Source organism: Caballeronia sp. AZ10_KS36 (assembly GCF_023631105.1).
In the GTDB taxonomy this organism is placed as follows: domain Bacteria; phylum Pseudomonadota; class Gammaproteobacteria; order Burkholderiales; family Burkholderiaceae; genus Caballeronia.
In genome coordinates this window covers 132713-151710 of the sequence record NZ_JALQDQ010000037.1, presented here as the reverse complement: position 1 = coordinate 151710, position 18998 = coordinate 132713, and the positions used below count along the sequence as shown (strand labels likewise).

Here is an 18998-nt window from a genome sequence, read left to right as displayed (position 1 = left end):
TCGACGGCGTAAAGACGCGTTTTTCGCGTTTCCCGATTCGCGGAGAAAGGGACGATAACGGATTCAACTGAGTATAGTGCAAAAAAATATGTGATTTTGAATTGAGGGGTCGCGAAAGGCATTGCTGAAAGGGTCATTGAATGACTTCAGCGCGGGCCACATTCGTGGAGCATGCCGTCCCGGTCACGAACCTTGCTATAGCCCTGCGAACGCGCATGCCCCAACGGTCCGCAGCCGTTTCCGTGCGAGAATCCGGAAGCCTATCCGGTCGTGCGTTTCAGTCAGCGTCATCCCAAGACACGCCTTTCAACCCCAAGCCGCTTGGTGGAGACACCCAGCGAGGAGATTTAGCGTCGATGACTCCCGAGAATGTGCCCCCGGACACGAGCGCCAGCAGCGTCGACCCCAGCTTTCTGCTCGGCGGCGGAGAAATGGGCGTGCTCATCCGGGGCTTCGACTGGACGCAGACCTCGCTCGGCGCGCCCGAGGACTGGCCGCAGAGCCTGAAGACGGCCATTCGCATCATGTTGACCTCGCGCCAGCCCATCTGGATCGGCTGGGGTCACGAACTTCTCTTCTTCTATAACGACGCCTACCGGTCGATCATCGGCGGCAAGCATCCGCACGCGCTCGGGCAGCCGACTTCGGTCGTGTGGCGCGAAATCTGGGACGACATCGGGCCGCTGCTGGATACGGCGCTCGCCGGCGTCGAAGGCACCTTCGTCGAACAGAAGCTGCTGATCATGGAGCGCAACGGTTTCCCCGAGGAGACCTACTACACGTTCTCCTACAGCCCGATTCCGGACGACCGCGGCGGCGCGGGCGGCATCATCTGCGCGAACAGCGACGACACGCAGCGCGTGCTCGGCGAACGGCAACTGACGGTGCTGCGCGAACTGGCGACCTCCGCCGCCGATGCCCGCACCTGGCGCGAGGCGTGCGAACGCTCGATGAACGCGCTGAAAAGCGCGCCGCGCGATCTGCCCTTCGCGCTGCTCTACGCGGCGGGCCCGGGCAACGAGACCGCGACGCTCGTCGGCGCATGCGGCATCGCGCCGGGGCATCCGGCGGCGCCCGCGACGCTCACCAGCGACCGGCGCGAGCCGTGGCCGTTTCAGGACGCGCTGCGCGAGAACCGCGCGCTGCTCGTGACGAACCTGCATCAGCACGTCGGCGCGTCGTTGCCCACGGGCGCCTGGAAGGCCGCGCCGGCCACCGCCGTGATGGTCCCGATCGCCCCGACCGGCGAGACCGGCCATGCGACCGTGCTGATCGCGGCGCTCAATCCGTATCGCCTGTTCGACGACGGCTATCGCACCTTCATCAATCTCGTCGCCGGACAGATCGGCGCGGCGATCGGCTATGCCCACGCCTACGACGAAGAGCGCCGCCGCGCCGAAGCGCTCGCGGAAATCGACCGCGCGAAGACTACGTTCTTCTCCAACATCAGCCACGAGTTCCGGACGCCGCTCACGCTGATGTTAGGCCCGCTCGAGGAAATGCTCGCGGACCAAGGGCGCGTGCCGCCCGAGGACATGCGGCTCGTCGAGATCATGCATCGCAACGGCATGCGGCTGCTCACGCTCGTCAACGCGCTGCTCGACTTTTCGCGCATCGAGGCGGGCCGCATCGAGATTCATCGCCAGCGCACGGACATCGCCGCGTTCACCGCCGAACTCGCGTCGTTGTTCCGCTCGGCCATCGAGACGGCCGGCCTGACGCTTCGCACGAACATTCCCGATACGCCGGTGCTCGCCGACATCGACCGCGACATGTGGGAAAAGGTCGTGATGAACCTGCTGTCGAACGCGTTCAAGTTCACCTTCGAGGGCAGCATCGAGGTGGCGCTCGCCGTGCGCGGCGGCGTGATCGAAGCGAGCGTGCGCGATACCGGCATCGGCATTGCCGAGCACGAGCAGGCGCGCGTCTTCGAGCGGTTTCATCGCGTGGCGGGAGCGGCGGGCCGCTCCGTCGAAGGCAGCGGGATCGGGCTCGCGATGGTTCAGGAACTCGTCAAGCTGCACGGCGGCAGCATTGGCGTGACGAGCCGCTTGGGCGAGGGGACGTGCTTCACCGTGACGCTGCCGGCCGCGCACGAAGACGCCGCATCGCGCGCCGACGCCCCGCGCGCCGAGGCCAGCAGCCGCGCGCGGTCCTTCGTCGATGCCGCGTTGCGCTGGACGCCGGATGCGGACGCCGCCGACGCCGCCGACGCCGCCGCGCTCGATGTCGCGGACCTCGACTCGCCGCTCGCACACGCCGCGGAAGCGACCGCGCCATCGGATGCGCTGACGGGCCGCGTGCTCGTGGTGGACGACAACGCCGATCTGCGCGACTACATGCGCCGCCTGCTCGCCGCCGCCGGCCACGACGTGAGCGTCGCCGCCGACGGCCGCGCCGGGCTCGACGCGGCCTTCGCGCTGCATCCGGACGTCATCGTCTCGGACGTGATGATGCCGCGCCTCGACGGCTTCGGCCTCTTGCGCGCGCTACGCGACGACGAGACGCTGCGCGAGACGCCGGTCGTGCTGCTGTCGGCGCGCGCGGGCGAAGAAGCGCGCGTCGGCGGCCTCGAAGCGGGCGCGGACGACTATCTGACGAAGCCGTTCTCGGCGCGCGAACTGCTTGCGCGCGTGGCGAGCAATCTGCGCCTGTCGCGCCTGCGCCGCGAGACCGAGCAGCGCCTGCGCGAAGAGTCGCGCGTGCTCGAAGTGCTCAACCGCGTCGGCACGACGGTCGCCGCGGAACTCGATCTCTCGCGCGTCGTGCAGGTCGTGACCGATGCCGCCACGGAGTTGAGCGGCGCCTCATTCGGTTCGTTCTTCTACAACGTGCTCGACGACGAAGGCGGCAGCTACACGCTGTACGCGCTTTCCGGCGCGCCGCAGGAGAGCTTCGCGAACTATCCGATGCCGCGCAACACCGCCGTCTTCGGGCCGACGTTCGGCGGACACGGCATCGTGCGCTCCGACGACATCACCCAAGATCCGCGCTACGGGCACAACTCGCCGCATTTCGGCATGCCGAAGGGCCATCTTCCGCTGCGCAGCTATCTCGCCGCGCCGGTCGTGTCGCGCACGGGCGAAGTGCTCGGCGGTCTCTTCTTCGGTCATCCGCAACCGGGCGTGTTCACTGATCGCGCCGAGCGCATCGTCAAGGGCATCGCGGCGCAGGCGGCCATCGCCATCGACAATGCGCGGCTCTTTCAGGCGGCGCAGAACGAAATCGCCGAGCGCGCCAAGGCGCAGGCCGCGCTGCGCGATCTGAACGAGACGCTGGAGCGCCGCGTGACCGAAGTCGTCGCGGACCGCGACCGCCTATGGGAACTGAGCGAAGACCTATTCGTGATCGCGAGCTTCGACGGCGCGCTGTTGCGCGTGAGCCCGTCGTGGTCGTCGGTGCTCGGCATCGACACGGAGCGCCTGCATGCGCGCACGATGCTCGACATCGTGCATACGGACGACCGCGCCGCCGTCGCGCTGGAAGTCGACAAGCTGCGGGCGAGCGGCACGCCGGTGCGCTACGAGTGCCGCCTCGGGCGCATCGACGGCGGCTGGCGCTGGATTGCGTGGACGCTCTCGCTCGATCCGCGCACGCGGCGCATTCACGGCGTCGGACGCGACGTGACCACGGACCGCGAAACGGCCGACGCGCTGCGGCACACCGAAGAAGCCTTGCGCATGGCGCAGAAGATGGAAGCCATCGGCAAGCTGACGGGCGGCGTCGCGCACGACTTCAACAACCTGCTGCAAGTGATCGGCGGCAACCTGCAACTGCTTGCGAAAGACGTCGCCGGACAGGACAAGCCCGAGCAGCGCGTGAAAAGCGCGCTCGCCGGCGTGGCGCGCGGAGCGAATCTCGCCTCGCAACTGCTCGCGTTCGGGCGGCGCCAGCCGCTCGCGCCGAAGGTCGTCAATCTCGGCCGTTTCGTGCGCGGTCTCGACGACATGTTCCGCCGCGCGCTCGGCGACGGCATCGAAGTGGAAACCATCGTGTCGGGCGGCTTGTGGAACACGCTCGTCGATCCGTTCCAGGTGGAGAACGCGCTGCTCAATCTCGCGATCAACGCGCGCGACGCCATGAACGGGCACGGCAAGCTCACCATCGAGGCCGGCAACGCATCGCTCGACGAAACCTATGCGATGCGCAACGCCGACGTCGCGCCCGGCCAATACGTGATGGTCGCCGTCACCGATACGGGCTCGGGCATGTCGCCGGAAGTGCAGGAACGCGCGTTCGAGCCGTTCTTCACGACCAAGCGCGAAGGTCACGGCACCGGACTCGGCCTGTCGATGGTGTACGGCTTCGTGAAGCAGTCGGGCGGGCACGTCAAGGTGTACAGCGAGGAAGGCCACGGCACGACGGTGCGCCTCTACTTGCCGCGCGCGCGGCAGGAAGAAGACCTCGAAACGAACGTCGACGCCGGACCGCCTAAAGGCGGCAGCGAAACCATTCTGGTGGTCGAAGACGACGAGGAAGTGCGCGCGACCGTCGTCGATCTTCTCGCGGACCTCGGCTATCGCGTGCTGCGGGCGAAGGACGCGCAGAGCGCGCTCGCCATCGTCGAAAGCGGCGTGCCGATCGATATGCTCTTCACGGACGTCGTGATGCCCGGCCCGTTGCGCAGCACCGAGCTTGCGCGCAAGGCGCGCGAGCGCGTGCCGGGCATCGCGGTGCTGTTCACGTCGGGTTACACGGACAACGCGATCGTTCACGCGGGGCGGCTCGACGAAGGCATCGACCTGTTGAGCAAGCCGTACACGCACGAGGCGCTCGCCCGCAAGATTCGCCATGTGCTCGGGCAACGCGCGCGCGAAACTGCGTCCACGAATGCCGCCGATGCCACTGATGCAGCCGATGCCGCAGCGCACGACTCCACCGATACCCTGCGCGTGCTCTTCGTCGAAGACAACGAGATGGTGCGCACGAGCAGCGCCGAGTTGCTGCGCGAGATGGGCCTCGATCTCACGGAAGCGTCGAGCATCGAAGAGGCCCGCGCGCTCTTTGGCGAACAACGCTTCGACGTGCTGCTCACCGACGTGAATCTGGCGGGCGAATCCGGTATCGAGCTGGCGAAGGAGACATCGCGTCAGGCGCCGCGTCTGGGCATCGTGTTCGTCACCGGCTACGACCTCGAACTGAGCGACGAGGAACGGCAGGCGCTCCCGCATGCGATCCGGCTGCGCAAGCCGTACGATCCGCATGCGTTGATGGAGGCGTTGCGCGCGGCGTCGGCGCGCTGATTCATTCGGCTTCGCGCATGTCCATCACCACGAAGCCGCTCGCCTCTTCCTTCGCCGCGCGCTTGGCGACTGCCGCCGTCGCGCTGACGTGCGCGCTGCCGCGCGCCGCGCCGGGCGCCACGCGCACCGCGCCCGCCGAAAACCGCACGAAGCCGAAAAACGCGGGCCGCGCGAACCGGTCTTCGCCGTGGATACCGCCGGCGAGCCGTTCTTCGGGCGAGTAGAAGCGCATTACGAGTTCGTCGAACGCATGCATGGCGCGCGCGACGCGCTCGCGCCAGTCGTCGCTCTGAAAGAGCAGCAAGAAGTCGTCGCCGCCGATATGGCCCAGAAAATCGCGCGTCGGCTCGCAGACCGAGGCCAGCGCGTTCGCGGCGGCCTTCAGCACTTCGTCGCCTTGCCAATAGCCGTAGCGGTCGTTGAACGGCTTGAAGTGATCGAGATCGAAGTAACACGCGACGAAGGCCGAGCCGTTCGCAATCAGCCTGTCGATGTGTGAATTGAGCGGCACGTTGCCCGGCAGAAACGTGAGCGGGTTCGCATAGCGCGCCGCTTCCACGCGCACTTCGGTCACGGCGCGCACCATGCTCGCACCCGTCGCGAGCCCGGCATAGCGCCCGTTCTCCGTGACGATGAAGCCATCCGACAGATCATGCGGATCGTCGCTCGTAAAAAGCCGGGCGATCTCTTCGAGCGTGGAGCCGCGTTCGACGATCAGCGGCGCGAGATGCGCGAACTGCATGCAAGGCCGCTTGCCGAACACTTCGCGGTGATACGGCAGCGCGTATTGATCCATGAACGAGCGCCGATTGATGAGCGCGACCGGGCGGCCATCGTCAAGAATCGCCACCGCATGCAGCGACGGCCTCTCGTTGAAGAGCCGCGCGACGTCGTCGTTGCGGGACTTGACGCTGAGCGTCGGCGCTTCGACGAGCATGCGTTCGAGCAGCACGGCGTTCATGTCGGCGGTCGCGCCCATGCGCGTGCGGGCCGGATAGACCGAAATCTGCGCGGAACGCAACGCACGGGCGACGGCATCCGGCACGCGCGCGCTCGGCGTCGCGGCGGGTTTGCCGAGCAGGAAACCCTGCGCGCATGCAATGCCGAGATCGCGCACGATCTCCAGGTCCGCCTCGCTTTCGATGCCTTCCGCGATCAGATGCGCGCCGCTCGCGTTCGCGAACGCGACCATCGCCTTCACGGCTTCGAACTTGAGCGAGTCGCGCGCAATGTCCGAGACGAAGAAGCGGTCGATCTTCACGTAGTGCGGCGCGAGCCGCACCCACAGATTCATCGAGGCATTGGCGCTGCCGTAGTCGTCGAGCGCGAACTGCGGACCCGACGCCCGCAGCGCGCGCACCGTCGCGCCGAAGCGTTCGGCATCCGGAATCACGCTTTGTTCGGTCAGTTCGATGACGAGCCGCTTGGCATCCAGACCGCTGTCGCTTGCGAGATAGCCCGGCGTCTCGCGTTCGCCGAGCGCGGCCTCGATGGCCGCTGCGCTGAAGTTGATGAAGAGCAGGCCGCTGCGCGCGAGCTGGGCGAACGCCGCGATGCAGACGCGCGCCGCCGCGTGCTCCAGCATGACGCCGCGACGCTCGCGCGTGGCCTGCTCGAACAGCACCGCGGGCGATTCCTGCGCGCTGCCGGCCGGCCCGCGAATAAGGCCCTCATAGCCGATGACCTCGCCGTCCGCGAAGCGCACGATCGGCTGGAACACGGCCGTCAGCGCATTGGACGCGATGAGTTCTTCGATGCTGGGACGCGATGTTTCATTGGCGCAGAGGCTGGCGGACATGGGCCTTTCTATAAGCGGGCTATCGTCCGAGCTAACGGTGCGCGTGTCACGAACTTGAATGAAGCTTTCGTGAAGCGATGCACCGCGCGGGTGCGCCCATGTCCTTTAGCGCGTTGTCTAGCGCGCGCGGCGGGCGCGCACGGCCGTGGCGAGCAATTCGAGCACGGGCTCGGTCTGCGTCCAGCCGAGGCAGGCATCCGTGATCGAGACGCCGTGCTTGAGCGGCACGCCGGGCTTCAGGTCCTGCCGCCCTTCTTCGAGATGACTCTCGATCATCACGCCCGTGATGCGCTTCTCGCCCGCCGACAGTTGACGCGCGATGTCCTGCGCGACATCGACCTGACGCAGATGCGACTTGTTGGAGTTCGCATGCGAGCAGTCGATCATCACCTGTTCGCGCTGGCCGAGCGCGGCAAGCGCGGCGCAACTCGCGGCCACGCTCTCGGCATCGTAATTCGGGCCTTTCTTGCCGCCGCGCAGAATCACGTGGCAGTCGTCGTTGCCGCGCGTCTCGAAGATGGCCGCCATGCCCATCTTCGTCATGCCCATGAACGCATGGCTCGCCCGCGCCGCGACGATAGCATCCGCCGCGACCTGCACGCCGCCGTCGGTGCCGTTCTTGAAGCCGATCGGACACGACAGACCCGACGCAAGCTGCCGATGGCTCTGGCTTTCCGTCGTGCGCGCGCCGATCGCCCCCCACGCGATCAGATCCGCGATGTATTGCGGACTCAGCAGGTCGAGGAACTCGGTCGCCGTGGGCAAACCGAGGCCGCTCACTTCGAGCAGAAGTTCGCGCGCCCGGCGCAGCCCTTCGTTGATGCGAAAGCTGCCGTCAAGACGCGGATCGTTGATATAGCCTTTCCAGCCGACCGTCGTGCGCGGCTTCTCGAAGTACACGCGCATGACGATGCAGAGGTCGTCGGAAAGGCGCTCGGCCACGGTCTTGAGACGCCGCGCGTAGTCCATCGCCTGGCCGTGGTCGTGAATGGAGCACGGGCCGACCACGACCACGAGGCGGTCATCGCGGCCGTGCAGGATGTCGGCAATCGCGGCGCGGCTCGCCTCGACGAGCGTCTGCACGGCGGGCGTGACCGGCAGTTCGTCGAGCAGAAGCGCGGGCGAGATCAGCGGACGCACCGCGCCGATGCGCGTGTCGTCGATGCGGGTGGTGTCTTGCGTGGAGTCGGCCACGCCGGCTTCCTGGTCGCGGGCGGGATTGTCGATGCGGCTCAAAGTAGGCTCCGTCATGCGTTATCTAAGCGTGATATGCGTTTGCAATGCAGCATTCGCGCGCGATTGCGGTCTTTCGTTGCGAAGTTCGATTATCGCATTGATGACGATGCGCGCGAACGCGAGCCGCGATCGGTGCGTATGATGGTGCTTCATCCAGGGAGAACACCATGCGAATCGAAACGTCGTTTCTCTTCGACCTCGACGGCACACTCGTCGACAGCGTGTATCAGCACGTGCTGGCTTGGAAGGAAGCGCTGGATGCGGAAGGCATCGACTTGTCGGTGTGGCGCATCCATCGCAAGATCGGCATGAGCGGCGGGCTCTTCACCAATCAGTTGCTGCGCGAGACGCACGGCGAAATCAGCGCGGAGCGGGTGGACCATTTGCGGCGGCTGCATGCCGAGGCGTACCAGCGGCTGCGCGCGCAGGTCTGCCCGCTGCCGGGCGCGCGCGAACTGCTCGCCGCGCTGACCGAAGCCGGCACGCGCTGGGCCATCGCAACGAGCGGCCGCATGGAGACCGCCGCGGTCAATCTGGAAGCGCTCGGCGTGGATGCGTCGAAGCAGGTCGTCGTCACGCGCGACGACGTGAAGTACGCGAAGCCCGATCCCGATCTGTTCATCGCCGCAGCCGAACGGCTGAACGTGCCGATCGAGCATACGGTGGTGGTCGGCGACAGCATCTGGGACATGCTCGCTGCGCGCCGCTGCCGCTCGCTCGGTGTCGGTCTCTTGTCGGGCGGTTATGGCAGCGATGAGCTCGAACGCGCGGGCGCGCTGCGCGTCTACGAAGACCCGGCGGACCTGCTCGCGCATCTGGACGAGGTGGCCGCGCGGCCGTAGCAGCAGCGGCGTCATCGAAAACGCGGGAAAGCCGTGCGAGAATCTTGCGGCTACAGGACGATCTCGCACATGCCCGCTTCCATTCGCAATTCCCTCGTCTGGATCTTCGAACCGTTCGAGCGCGACGCCACGTTCATCCGCAAACGCATGTTCGGATGCGATGCCGCTTACATCGACGGCATGCTGTGTCTCGTCGCGGCGGACCGCGAGAAGCCGTGGAATGGCCTGCTCGTGTGCACGTCGCAGGAACGGCACGCCGCGCTCGTCGATGCCATCCCCGCGCTCAAGCCGCATCCGGTGCTCGGGAAATGGCTTTACGTGGCGCAGGAACATCCGGACTTCGAGACGGTCGCGCAGCAATTGACGGCACTCGTTCTCGCGCGCGATCCGCGCATCGGCGTGGAGCCGAAACCGCGCAGGTCGCGGAGCACGCGCAAGCCCTAATACGTCGAACGACATGACCACTTCCATCGCCGCGCGCAGCGGCCACCTACCGCTTGCGAGCATCGGCTGCATTCTTGCGTCGATGTTCTGCTTCGCCATCGTCGATGCGCTCGCGAAGATCGTCGCGCTGCAGTATGCCGCCAACGAAGTGACGTTCTTCCGCATGCTGTTCGGCCTCATGCCCGCGTTCGCGATGTGCTGCACCGGCACGCGGTCTCTCGGCGAACGCATCCGGACGCTCGACCTCAAAGGCCAGACCGTGCGCGCGCTGACGCTGCTCGGCGCGTCGGCATTCTTCTTCGCGGGGCTGCCGTACATGCCGCTCGGCGAAGCCGTCGCGATTGCCTATTCGGAGACGCTGATCGTGGTCGTGCTCGCGCCTTTCCTGCTGCGCGAAAAGATGACGGCGCGCGGCGCGTGCGCCGCCTGTGCGGGCTTCGTCGGCGTGCTGCTCGTGGTGCGTCCGGCGGCGGCGAGTCACACTGGCTCGGGCCGCTGTTGCTGCTGGGCTGCGCGTTCTTCGGCGCGCTGTCGCTGATTCAGATCAAGCGGATTCGCGCCACGGACGATTCACGCACCACGGTCTTTTTCTTCTCGGCTGTCGGCACGGTCGTGACCGGCTGCACGCTCGCGTTCGAGTGGAAGACGCCCACGCTGCACGCGCTCGGCGTCATGGCGCTGATCGGCGTGTTCGCCACCGCCGGGCAATTGCTGTGTACGGTCGCGTATCGCCGCGCGGATGCCGGCGCGCTGGCGCCGTTCAACTACACGAGCATCGTGTGGGCCGCGTTGTTCGGCTATGCGGTGTGGGGAGAAGTCATCGCGCCGCTGTCGCTCACGGGCATCGTGTTGATCGTGGGAAGCGCGATCGTCGTCGCGTGGCAGCGCAAGCTGCCCGACGGCCCCAACGCATGAAACACGCGTGACCGCCTGACGCTAGGCAAATTCGCAACAGCGTCACATCGACATGGCACGCTGTCTTTTTGCGCAGGTACACTGCCGAGCGCAGTTCCGTAGTTCTCCATGTGACCTGTGACGTGCGATGCCGGCAAACGACCGTTCGCCGCTCCGCCGTCCACCACTTTTATTCTGCGAGCTTCCGATGAAAACTGCCGTTAAAAAGACTCTCGTTCTGTTCGTGCTCGCGGCGTTCGCTGCGCCTACGCTGTCGTTCGCTGCGGCCGAATACCCGGCCAACCAGAAGCGCCCCGCTTACAGCAAGACGCATAAGCATCACAAACATCACAAGAAATCGGCTGAGTAAGCCGGAGTCGGTCAAGCACTGAGCGACGCGGCCGCTGATCATGTATCGTCAGCGGCCGCTTTGGTTTCTAGCCCGCATCCCCCGAACTGATCACCGACTGCATGCTCGTCAGGAGCTTGCGCAAATAGCGAAGCAGTCCCACCACATCGCCAAACGCGATAAAGCCTTCTTGCGCGCCTTCGCCCATCAGAGGCTTGCCGTCCAATGTCTTGTCGATGATGAGACCGCCGTACGCCGCATGCGGCATGTACTCGTTGTCGGCGATATGAAAGCGGTTGCCGTTCACCGCCGCATCGCGCAGACGCATGAGGAACTGAACCTCGGGCGTACGCGAATTCGAGAGCCGGTGCACATCGAAGAAATCCGCCACCGCGAGAATCGCGTTCGTGCAGGGCACGTGCAGCGCGAAGGCCATGCGCGATCGCGCGTCGTCGAATGTCGGCCACGCGGGAAGGTCGTCGGACGGCTCATGCTTCATCGGCATGCCGTCTTCGCTGTGCGTGTGCGCTTCCGGCCGCGCATGGCGCTGCGCGAGCAACCGCGCGACCGCGCTCAAGTCCGGCGCGCGCTCGCCGTGGTCGATCCAGTCGGCGAGCAGGCCGGCGTGCGTGTAGAGCGTCATCAATTGCGCGTCGATGAACGCGACACCGAGCCTGCAAGGGTCATCATGTGCCGTATCGGGCATGGTCGTCTCCGGTTTTTGATGCCGGAGACGCAAAATCCGCACCCGCGCGCGGCGCGTCAGAACAGGTTGCGCAGCCCGACCGATACGCCCGTCTGGTTCGACCGGCCCGGCAGTTCGACCACGCCCGCGCCCGTGACCTTGTTGAAGTCGACGGTGCCATACACTTCCGTGCGCTTCGAAAGCGCGTACTCCGCGAGCGCGACGCCCGTGTAGCGATTGCCGCTGCCCGTTGCGCCGCCGCCGATGGCCGCGTTCTTCATGTGGTCGTAGTAGAACGCGCCGGTGAGCAAGAGCGCGGGCGTCACTTGCCACGTCACGCCGCCGAACGGGCCGTCGTCGCGGCGCCCGGACCCCTTGAGAATATCGACGCCCCCGACGAGATTGCGCTGCGCGAGCACGCTGTCGACGAAGCCCGTGTCATCGGTCGAATGGAGATAGCCGACGTACACCTTCGCCGGTCCGATGGCGTAGACCACGTTCGCGTTCCAGATCTTCTGCTTGTTGCTGGCGTTGTCGCTGTTCTGCTGATAGCCGCCGTCGATGGAAAGCGGCCCGACCGTGTACGACGCCGTGAAGCCGTACATGTTGCCTGCGCCCATATGGCCCGGCACCTGACCGGAGAAGCCGCCCGCGCCCGTCGCCGTGGAGTTGGTGCCGAACGAATACATCGCGCCGAGCGTGAGGCCGCCGAACGTGCCGGTGTACTTCACGGCGTTATCCGCATAGAGGCCCGCGCCCAACGCCACCGGCAGCCATGCGTTCTCGAAGTAGTTGCCGACGGTGAGCGGGTCGTAGACATCGCCGAGCATGTCGAAGAGCGGCGTCTTCTGGCGGCCGAGCGTCACCGCGCCGTACTGGTTCGCAAGGCCCACGTAGGCCGCGCGGTTGAATTGGCGCTGGCTGTCCGAGTACTGGCCGCTTTGCAGTTCCACGCCGCTCTCCAGGCGGAACACCGCCTTCAGGCCGCCGCCCAGTTCTTCGGTGCCTTTCAGGCCGAAGCGGCTATTCGTGACCGCGCCGTTGGTCATGAACACCTTGCCGTCGTTGTTGGCGTTGGCGTTCGTGAGATAGCGCACGCCGACATCGGCGACGCCGTACAGCGTGACCGAGCTTTGCGCGAAAGCGGACTGGCAGGCCAATGCAATGGCCGATGCGGCGAATGCGCTTGCCGCGCGCGAGGTGATCGTCTTCATGGGTGTCTTCTGCGTCTATTTCTATCGATGTGATGCGCTCGTTTTCGGCGCACAGCCAGCGCGCCTCGAAAAAAGCACGCGGACTTTTATCACACCAGATATCGCAGTGCACGGATTGATGCGAGCGGAAGCGGTATGTGTGGTGTTTTGCGCAACGCTTTTCGCACGAGACTCAGCCTCACACCGCTTGCGTCGTGCCCGACGGCGGAGCATCGAGAAAGCCTTCGCTCATTTCTTGCTCGAAGCGCGCGGGCTGCCCTCCCACAGGATGCGCGCATGTTCGGGCACATACACGCGGTCCGCGTGCGGCAGCAGTAGCATTCGCTCAATACGCGCTGAATCAGTAGTTACGATAGACACGCCTTGCGCATCTCATGCTGCAAAGCGGCAAAGCACAGCGGGCCATCGTTAGACGCTATGCTTGTCGATAACGAATACTTCGACGGAGGCAATGTCCGATGCTGACCATCTGGGGCCGAGCGAATTCGGTCAACGTGCAGAAGGTGCTGTGGTGCTGCGACGAATTGAGTCTCGACTATGAGCGCATCGACGCCGGCATGCAGTTCGGCCGCAATCACGAGCCCGGCTATCTGGCGATGAACCCGACGGGCCGCATACCTACGCTCGTCGATGGCGACTTCGTGCTGTGGGAATCGAATTCGATTATCCGCTATCTGGTCATGCAATATGGCCGCGACGATGCGCTGTATCCCGCCGATCCCAAGGTCAGGGCGAGCGTGGACCGCTGGCTCGACTGGACGCTGTCCACGCTGCAGCCCGCCGAACGCCCGGTTTTTTGGGGCTATGTCCGAACGCCCGAAGCCAAGCGCCACGTCAAACAGCTCGAAGCCGATGCAATGGAAGTGGAGAAGCTCTGGCGCATGCTCGATGCGCATCTGAAGGGCCGCGACTATCTCGAAGGCGGCACCTTCACGCTGGCCGATCTCGTCATCGCGGCGTATGCGCGGCGCTGGTACGGCATCGCGGAACTCGCGCGGCCGTCGCTGCCCGATCTCGAACGCTGGTACGCGAAGCAGTCGGCGCGCGCGGGCTTTCAGCGCTACGTCGCATCCGAATTGACCTGACTTCACCCTATCGAGAGCGACCCGCCATGACTATCGAACTGCATACGTGGAACACGCCGAACGGACGCAAGATCAGCGTCGCGCTCGAAGAGATGCAACTGCCCTATACGGTCAGGACCGTGAACATCACGAAGGGCGAACAGCACGCGCCGGACTTTCTGCGCATCAGCCCGAACAATCGCATTCCCGCCATCGTCGATCCCGAAGGCCCTGACGGAGAGCCGATCAGCGTATTCGAATCTGGCGCCATCCTGCTGTATCTCGGCGAGAAGACCGGCAAGTTCCTGCCCGCGAGCCTGCGCGAGCGCGTGCCCGTGCTCGAATGGCTGATGTGGCAGATGGGCGGCTTCGGCCCGATGCCGGGACAGGTGCATCACTTCCGCATGGTCGAAGCGGAAAGCGACCGGCGCTATGGCCTCAAACGCTATTCCGACGAAACGCGCCGGCTGTACGGCGTGCTCGACAGGCGGCTCGGCGAAGTGGAGTACGTCGCGGGCGCGCTGTCGGTTGCCGACTTCGCGATACTCGGCTGGGCGTGGCGGCACGAGCGCCATCAGGTTTCGCTCGACGATTACCCCAACGTGAAGCGTTGGTACGAAGCGCTGTTCGCGCGTGACGGCGTGCAGCGCGGCTTTGCAGTGAAGCTCGACGATCTGGCTTGATAACCGCCGCATCCGCACGAGGACCACGACCATGAACGCCGGCAAATACGACGAAGGCCTTCCCAAGACCGCCGCCAACTTCGCGGCGCTGACGCCGCTCACGTTCATCGAACGCGCGGCATCCGTCTATCCGACGCGGCTCGCGGTCGTGCACGGCGATGTGCGTCGCACATGGGCCGAGACCTACGCGCGCACGCGACGTCTCGCATCGGCGTTGGCATCGCGCGGCATCGGCTTGGGCGATACGGTGGCGGCCATGCTGCCGAACACGCCCGAGATGGTCGAAGCGCACTTCGGCGTGCCGATGACGGGCGCGGTGCTCAACACGCTCAACACGCGCCTCGATGCCGCGACGCTCGCCTTCATGCTGACGCACGGCGAAGCGAAGGCGATCATCGTGGATCGCGAGTTCTCGGCGGTCGTGAAGAAGGCGCTCACGGACGTGCCGCAGCCGCTGATCGTGATCGATGTCGATGATCCGCAGTACGCCGGTGCAGGCGAACGCATCGGTGAAATCGACTATGAGACGCTGCTCGCAAGCGGCGACCCGGCCTATGAATGGCTGCCGCCGTCGGACGAGTGGAATGCCATCTGCCTGAACTACACGTCGGGGACGACGGGCAATCCGAAGGGCGTCGTCTATCACCATCGCGGCGCTTACACGAATGCGGTGAGCAACATCCTCGAATGGGACATGCCGAAGCATGCGGTGTATCTCTGGACCTTGCCGATGTTCCATTGCAACGGATGGTGCTTTCCGTGGACGGTGGCGGCACGCGCGGGCGTCAACGTGTGTCTGCGCAAGGTCGACGCGAAGATCATCTTCGATCTCATTCGCAGCGAGCGCGTCACGCATTATTGCGGCGCGCCCATCGTGCAGAACCTGCTCGTGAATGCGCCGGACGACATGAAGGCCGGCATCGCGCACAAGGTTCACGCGATGGTCGCGGGCGCCGCGCCGCCCGCCGCGATGATCGAAGGCATGGAGCGGCTCGGCTTCGAACTGACGCATGTGTATGGCCTCACCGAAGTCTACGGACCCGCGACCGTCTGCGCGCAACAGGCCGAATGGAGCACGCTCGATATCGGCGAACGCGCGAGACTCAATGCGCGTCAAGGCGTGCGATACCACTTGCAGGATGCGGTGAGCGTGCGCGATCCGCTGACGATGGAGCCGGTTCCCGCTGACGGCGAAAGCATCGGCGAGATCATGTTCCGCGGCAACATCACGATGAAAGGCTATCTGAAGAACGCGAGCGCGACCGAAGAAGCCTTTCGCGGCGGCTGGTTTCATACCGGCGATCTGGCCGTCGCGTATCCGGACGGCTACGTGCGCATCAAGGATCGCAGCAAGGACATCATCATCTCGGGCGGCGAGAACATATCGAGCATCGAAGTGGAGGACGCGCTTTACCGGCATCCGGCCGTGATGGCCGTCGCGGTCGTCGCCAAACCGGATGCGCGCTGGGGCGAGACGCCCTGCGCATTCGTCGAACTGAAGGCCGGCGCGGAGGCGAGCGCCGAAGAACTGATCGCGCACTGCAAGACGCTGCTCGCTGGCTTCAAAGTGCCGCGTGCGATCGAGTTCTGCGAGTTGCCGAAGACATCGACCGGCAAGATCCAGAAGTTCGAACTGCGCAAGCGCGCGGGCTCGGTCGCGGCAATCGACGTTTGATGGAGACCACGCCATGAGCGATACGGAAACACTCGTGTGCGTCGAGCACGACGCATATGGCGTGGGAGGCGCGGTGTCGGTCACGATGAACCGCCCGAACGCGTTCAATGCGCTCTCCGAGTCCATGCTCGATGCATTGGACACCGAACTAAATCGCATCGCTGAATCTGATGCGCGCGTGGTCGTGATCGCGGGCGCGGGGCGCGCATTCTGCGCGGGCCACGATCTGAAGGAAATGCGCGCGACGCCGTCGCTTGTCTACTATCGCGCGCTTTTCGCACAGTGCTCGCGCATGATGATGACGATCCAACGCATGCCGCAGCCGGTCATCGCGCGGGTGCACGGCATCGCGACGGCGGCGGGCTGTCAGCTGGTCGCGATGTGCGATCTCGCCGTCGCATCCGACGAAGCGCGCTTCGCGGTATCCGGCGTGAATCTGGGCCTGTTCTGCGCGACGCCGAGCGTGCCGCTCTCGCGCAACGTCTCGCGCAAAGCCGCGTTCGAGATGCTCGTCACCGGCGACTTCATCGATGCGCACACAGCATGCGAACGTGGCCTCGTGAACCGCGTCGCATCGGCGAACGAGCTCGATGACGCCGTGCGCGTGCTTGCGGCCAGCATCGCACGCAAGCCGCGCGAAGCTGTCGCGGCGGGCAAGCGGCTCTTCTACCGGCAGCTCGAAACGGGCATCGAAGCGGCATACGCGCTCGCCGCCGAGACGATGGCCTGCAACATGATGGACGATTCCGCGCTCGAAGGCACGCAGGCGTTCATCGAGAAGCGCCCGCCGCGCTGGTGACGTGTCACGCGTCGGCCGATGCGGGGCTGGGGCAAACGCTTATGGCGGCCCGCTTCATATTGCAAAGCGCATCGCTCTTGTCTAACGTCATGCGCAGCCGTGACGGAATGTCGCGCCTATATGTCGTTCCATCGCATGTTTGCCGGAATGCATAGCGGTGCGTCGTACCGCGCACAGCCACGACAAAGTAAAGACGAGCGCGCCACGCCAGAAGCATCGCGAACGGCGCGCCACGGAGACCACGATGAACAGCACCATCAAGCAAGGGGCCGCGCACGGCCCGCAAGGCTTCTTTTCCAAGGAAGCGACCATCGCCCGGCCCGGCTTCTCGCGCTGGATGGTGCCGCCCGCGGCGCTCGCCGTGCATCTCTGCATCGGGCAGGCCTATGCGTTCTCCGTCTTCAATGCGCCGTTGACGCGCGTGATCGGCATCACGCAATCCGCGCCGGACGACTGGTCGCTCACGACGCTCGGCTGGATCTTCTCGCTCGCCATCGTGTTTCTCGGGTTGTCGGCGGCCTTTGCGGGCAAGTGGCTGGAGAAGGTCGGCCCGCGCCGCACCATGTTCACCGCGGCCTGCTGCTTCGGCGGCGGCTTTCTCGTGTCCGCGCTCGGCGTGTACCTGCATCAGATCGTGCTGCTCTATCTCGGCTATGGCGTGATCGGCGGCATCGGCCTGGGACTCGGCTATGTGTCGCCGGTATCGACGCTCATTCGCTGGTTCCCGGACCGGCGCGGCATGGCCACCGGCATGGCGATCATGGGCTTCGGCGGCGGCGCGATGATCGCCGCGCCCGGCTCGGTCGCGCTGATGAACTACTTCAAGAGCGCGACGAGCGTGGGCGTGGCCGAGACCTTCGTGGTGCTGGGCGTGCTCTACTTCATCTCGATGACCATCGGCGCGCTCGCGATCCGCATCCCGCCGGCGGACTGGAAGCCGGCCGGCTGGACGCCGCCTGCCACCGCGAACAAGATGATCACGAAGAACCACGTGCACATCGATCAGGCGCTCAAGACGCCGCAGTTCTATCTGCTGTGGCTCGTGCTCTTTCTGAACGTGACGGCGGGCATCGGCGTGCTCGGTCAAGCGTCGGTCATGATTCAGGAGAGCTTCAAGTCGTCGATCACGGCGGGCGCGGCGGCGGGCTTCGTCGGCCTCCTGTCGCTCTTCAACATGGGCGGACGCTTCGTGTGGGCGTCGGCGTCGGACTGGATCGGCCGCAAGAACACCTACTTCGTGTTCTTCGCGCTGGGCGCGGTGCTCTACTTTCTCGTGCCGCAGTTCGCGCAGGCCGGCAACATCGCGCTGTTCGTGCTCGCGTACGGCGTGATTCTTTCGATGTACGGCGGCGGCTTCGCCACGATTCCGGCTTACCTCGCGGACATGTTCGGCACGGCGTTCGTCGGCGGCATTCACGGGCGTCTTCTGACGGCGTGGGCAGCGGCGGGCATCGCGGGTCCGGTGCTCGTGAACTACATCCGCGCCTACGAAGTGGCGCACGGCGTCGCGAAGTCGGATGCTTACACCATGACCTTGCACATCATGGCGGCGCTGCTCGTGGTCGGTTTCGTATGCAACCTTCTCATCAAGCGCGTGGATGAAAAACATCACATGGACACGGCGGCCACTGCCGGCTAAACCAACGAGACCCACAAGGAGACCCGCATGAACCACCAATACGAACGCGGCTCGTCGAACAAGGGCCTGTTGCTGCTGTTCTGGCTTTACGTGCTGATTCCGCTCGCGTGGGGCATCACCAACACGCTCGCGCAGGCCGTCAAGCTCTTCAAGTAACGCGGCCGTCAAGCCGGACGCCGCGTTCCGGCGCCCGGCTTCGCGGCGCGCTTAACGGCCGCGCTGGCTTTGCCGGCTCAGGCTGCGTCGCGCGAGCGCGCTCAGAAGGAGCGTGCCCGCCACGAAATGGAACAGATACACGCCTGCCATCATCCAGTCTGCTTCAGTCATTGTCGTTCTCCTTCGAAGTTGGGTCGCAGCGGCGCTGCGTGGAGTGTTGTACGTTTGCCGTTCTGGCAGGATTAACGGCAGGCGCGCGCGAAGGTTGAGCGGCGTT

14 protein-coding genes and 1 pseudogene are annotated in these 18998 nt (G+C 65.4%); 11 read left to right on the top strand and 4 right to left on the bottom strand.

What is annotated here, in order from left to right:
* Positions 1-356 precede the first annotated feature (356 nt).
* Positions 357-5243 carry a response regulator gene (locus NCR35_RS23200; protein ID WP_250536276.1) on the top strand — a complete coding sequence of 1629 codons (4887 nt, stop codon included), beginning with the start codon at positions 357-359 and terminating at the stop codon, positions 5241-5243.
* Between the two features lies 1 nt (position 5244).
* On the opposite strand, the gene NCR35_RS23195 is transcribed toward NCR35_RS23200, so the two are convergent.
* Positions 5245-7041, bottom strand: coding sequence for a GGDEF domain-containing protein (locus NCR35_RS23195; protein ID WP_250536275.1), 1797 nt, complete (start codon positions 7039-7041; stop codon positions 5245-5247).
* A 117-nt stretch (positions 7042-7158) separates the two neighbouring features.
* A complete protein-coding gene (locus tag NCR35_RS23190) occupies positions 7159-8277 on the bottom strand; it encodes a 3-deoxy-7-phosphoheptulonate synthase (protein WP_248324629.1) in 1119 nt (372 codons plus the stop codon).
* A gap of 167 nt (positions 8278-8444) precedes the next feature.
* Between NCR35_RS23190 and NCR35_RS23185 the strand changes: the two genes are divergently transcribed.
* From NCR35_RS23185 to NCR35_RS23170, 4 genes and pseudogenes are all read left to right on the top strand, one after another.
* A complete protein-coding gene (locus NCR35_RS23185) occupies positions 8445-9119 on the top strand; it encodes an HAD family hydrolase (protein ID WP_244850506.1) in 675 nt (224 codons plus the stop codon).
* Positions 9120-9188: 69 nt separating this feature from the next.
* Positions 9189-9563, top strand: a complete 375-nt coding sequence (locus NCR35_RS23180) for a hypothetical protein (RefSeq protein WP_250536274.1) — start codon at positions 9189-9191, stop codon at positions 9561-9563.
* Positions 9564-9576: 13 nt separating this feature from the next.
* Positions 9577-10478, top strand: a pseudogene (locus NCR35_RS23175) (DMT family transporter).
* A 187-nt stretch (positions 10479-10665) separates the two neighbouring features.
* Positions 10666-10827 carry a hypothetical protein gene (locus NCR35_RS23170; protein ID WP_175945321.1) on the top strand — a complete coding sequence of 54 codons (162 nt, stop codon included), beginning with the start codon at positions 10666-10668 and terminating at the stop codon, positions 10825-10827.
* A gap of 67 nt (positions 10828-10894) precedes the next feature.
* On the opposite strand, the gene NCR35_RS23165 is transcribed toward NCR35_RS23170, so the two are convergent.
* The gene (locus NCR35_RS23165) at positions 10895-11512 is read right to left on the bottom strand and encodes a hypothetical protein (RefSeq protein ID WP_250536273.1); all 618 of its coding nucleotides are present in this window, start codon (positions 11510-11512) and stop codon (positions 10895-10897) included.
* Between the two features lie 56 nt (positions 11513-11568).
* A complete protein-coding gene (locus tag NCR35_RS23160) occupies positions 11569-12705 on the bottom strand; it encodes a porin (protein ID WP_250536272.1) in 1137 nt (378 codons plus the stop codon).
* A gap of 458 nt (positions 12706-13163) precedes the next feature.
* Between NCR35_RS23160 and NCR35_RS23155 the strand changes: the two genes are divergently transcribed.
* The 6 genes from NCR35_RS23155 to NCR35_RS23130 all read left to right on the top strand — a co-directional run bounded on the left by NCR35_RS23155 (position 13164) and on the right by NCR35_RS23130 (position 18721).
* A complete protein-coding gene (locus NCR35_RS23155) occupies positions 13164-13790 on the top strand; it encodes a glutathione S-transferase family protein (protein WP_250536271.1) in 627 nt (208 codons plus the stop codon).
* 26 nt (positions 13791-13816) lie between these two features.
* Positions 13817-14452, top strand: coding sequence for a glutathione S-transferase family protein (locus tag NCR35_RS23150; protein WP_250536270.1), 636 nt, complete (start codon positions 13817-13819; stop codon positions 14450-14452).
* 31 nt (positions 14453-14483) lie between these two features.
* Complete coding sequence (locus tag NCR35_RS23145) at positions 14484-16127, top strand: acyl-CoA synthetase (protein ID WP_250536269.1); 1644 nt, start codon at positions 14484-14486, stop codon at positions 16125-16127.
* Positions 16128-16140: 13 nt separating this feature from the next.
* Positions 16141-16926 (top strand): enoyl-CoA hydratase, encoded by a 786-nt coding sequence (locus NCR35_RS23140; protein ID WP_250536268.1) that lies wholly within the window; start codon positions 16141-16143, stop codon positions 16924-16926.
* A gap of 244 nt (positions 16927-17170) precedes the next feature.
* A complete protein-coding gene (locus NCR35_RS23135; protein WP_250536267.1) occupies positions 17171-18565 on the top strand; it encodes an L-lactate MFS transporter in 1395 nt (464 codons plus the stop codon).
* 27 nt (positions 18566-18592) lie between these two features.
* Positions 18593-18721 (top strand): MFS transporter small subunit, encoded by a 129-nt coding sequence (locus NCR35_RS23130; RefSeq protein WP_250536266.1) that lies wholly within the window; start codon positions 18593-18595, stop codon positions 18719-18721.
* The last annotated feature ends 277 nt before the right edge of the window (positions 18722-18998 follow it).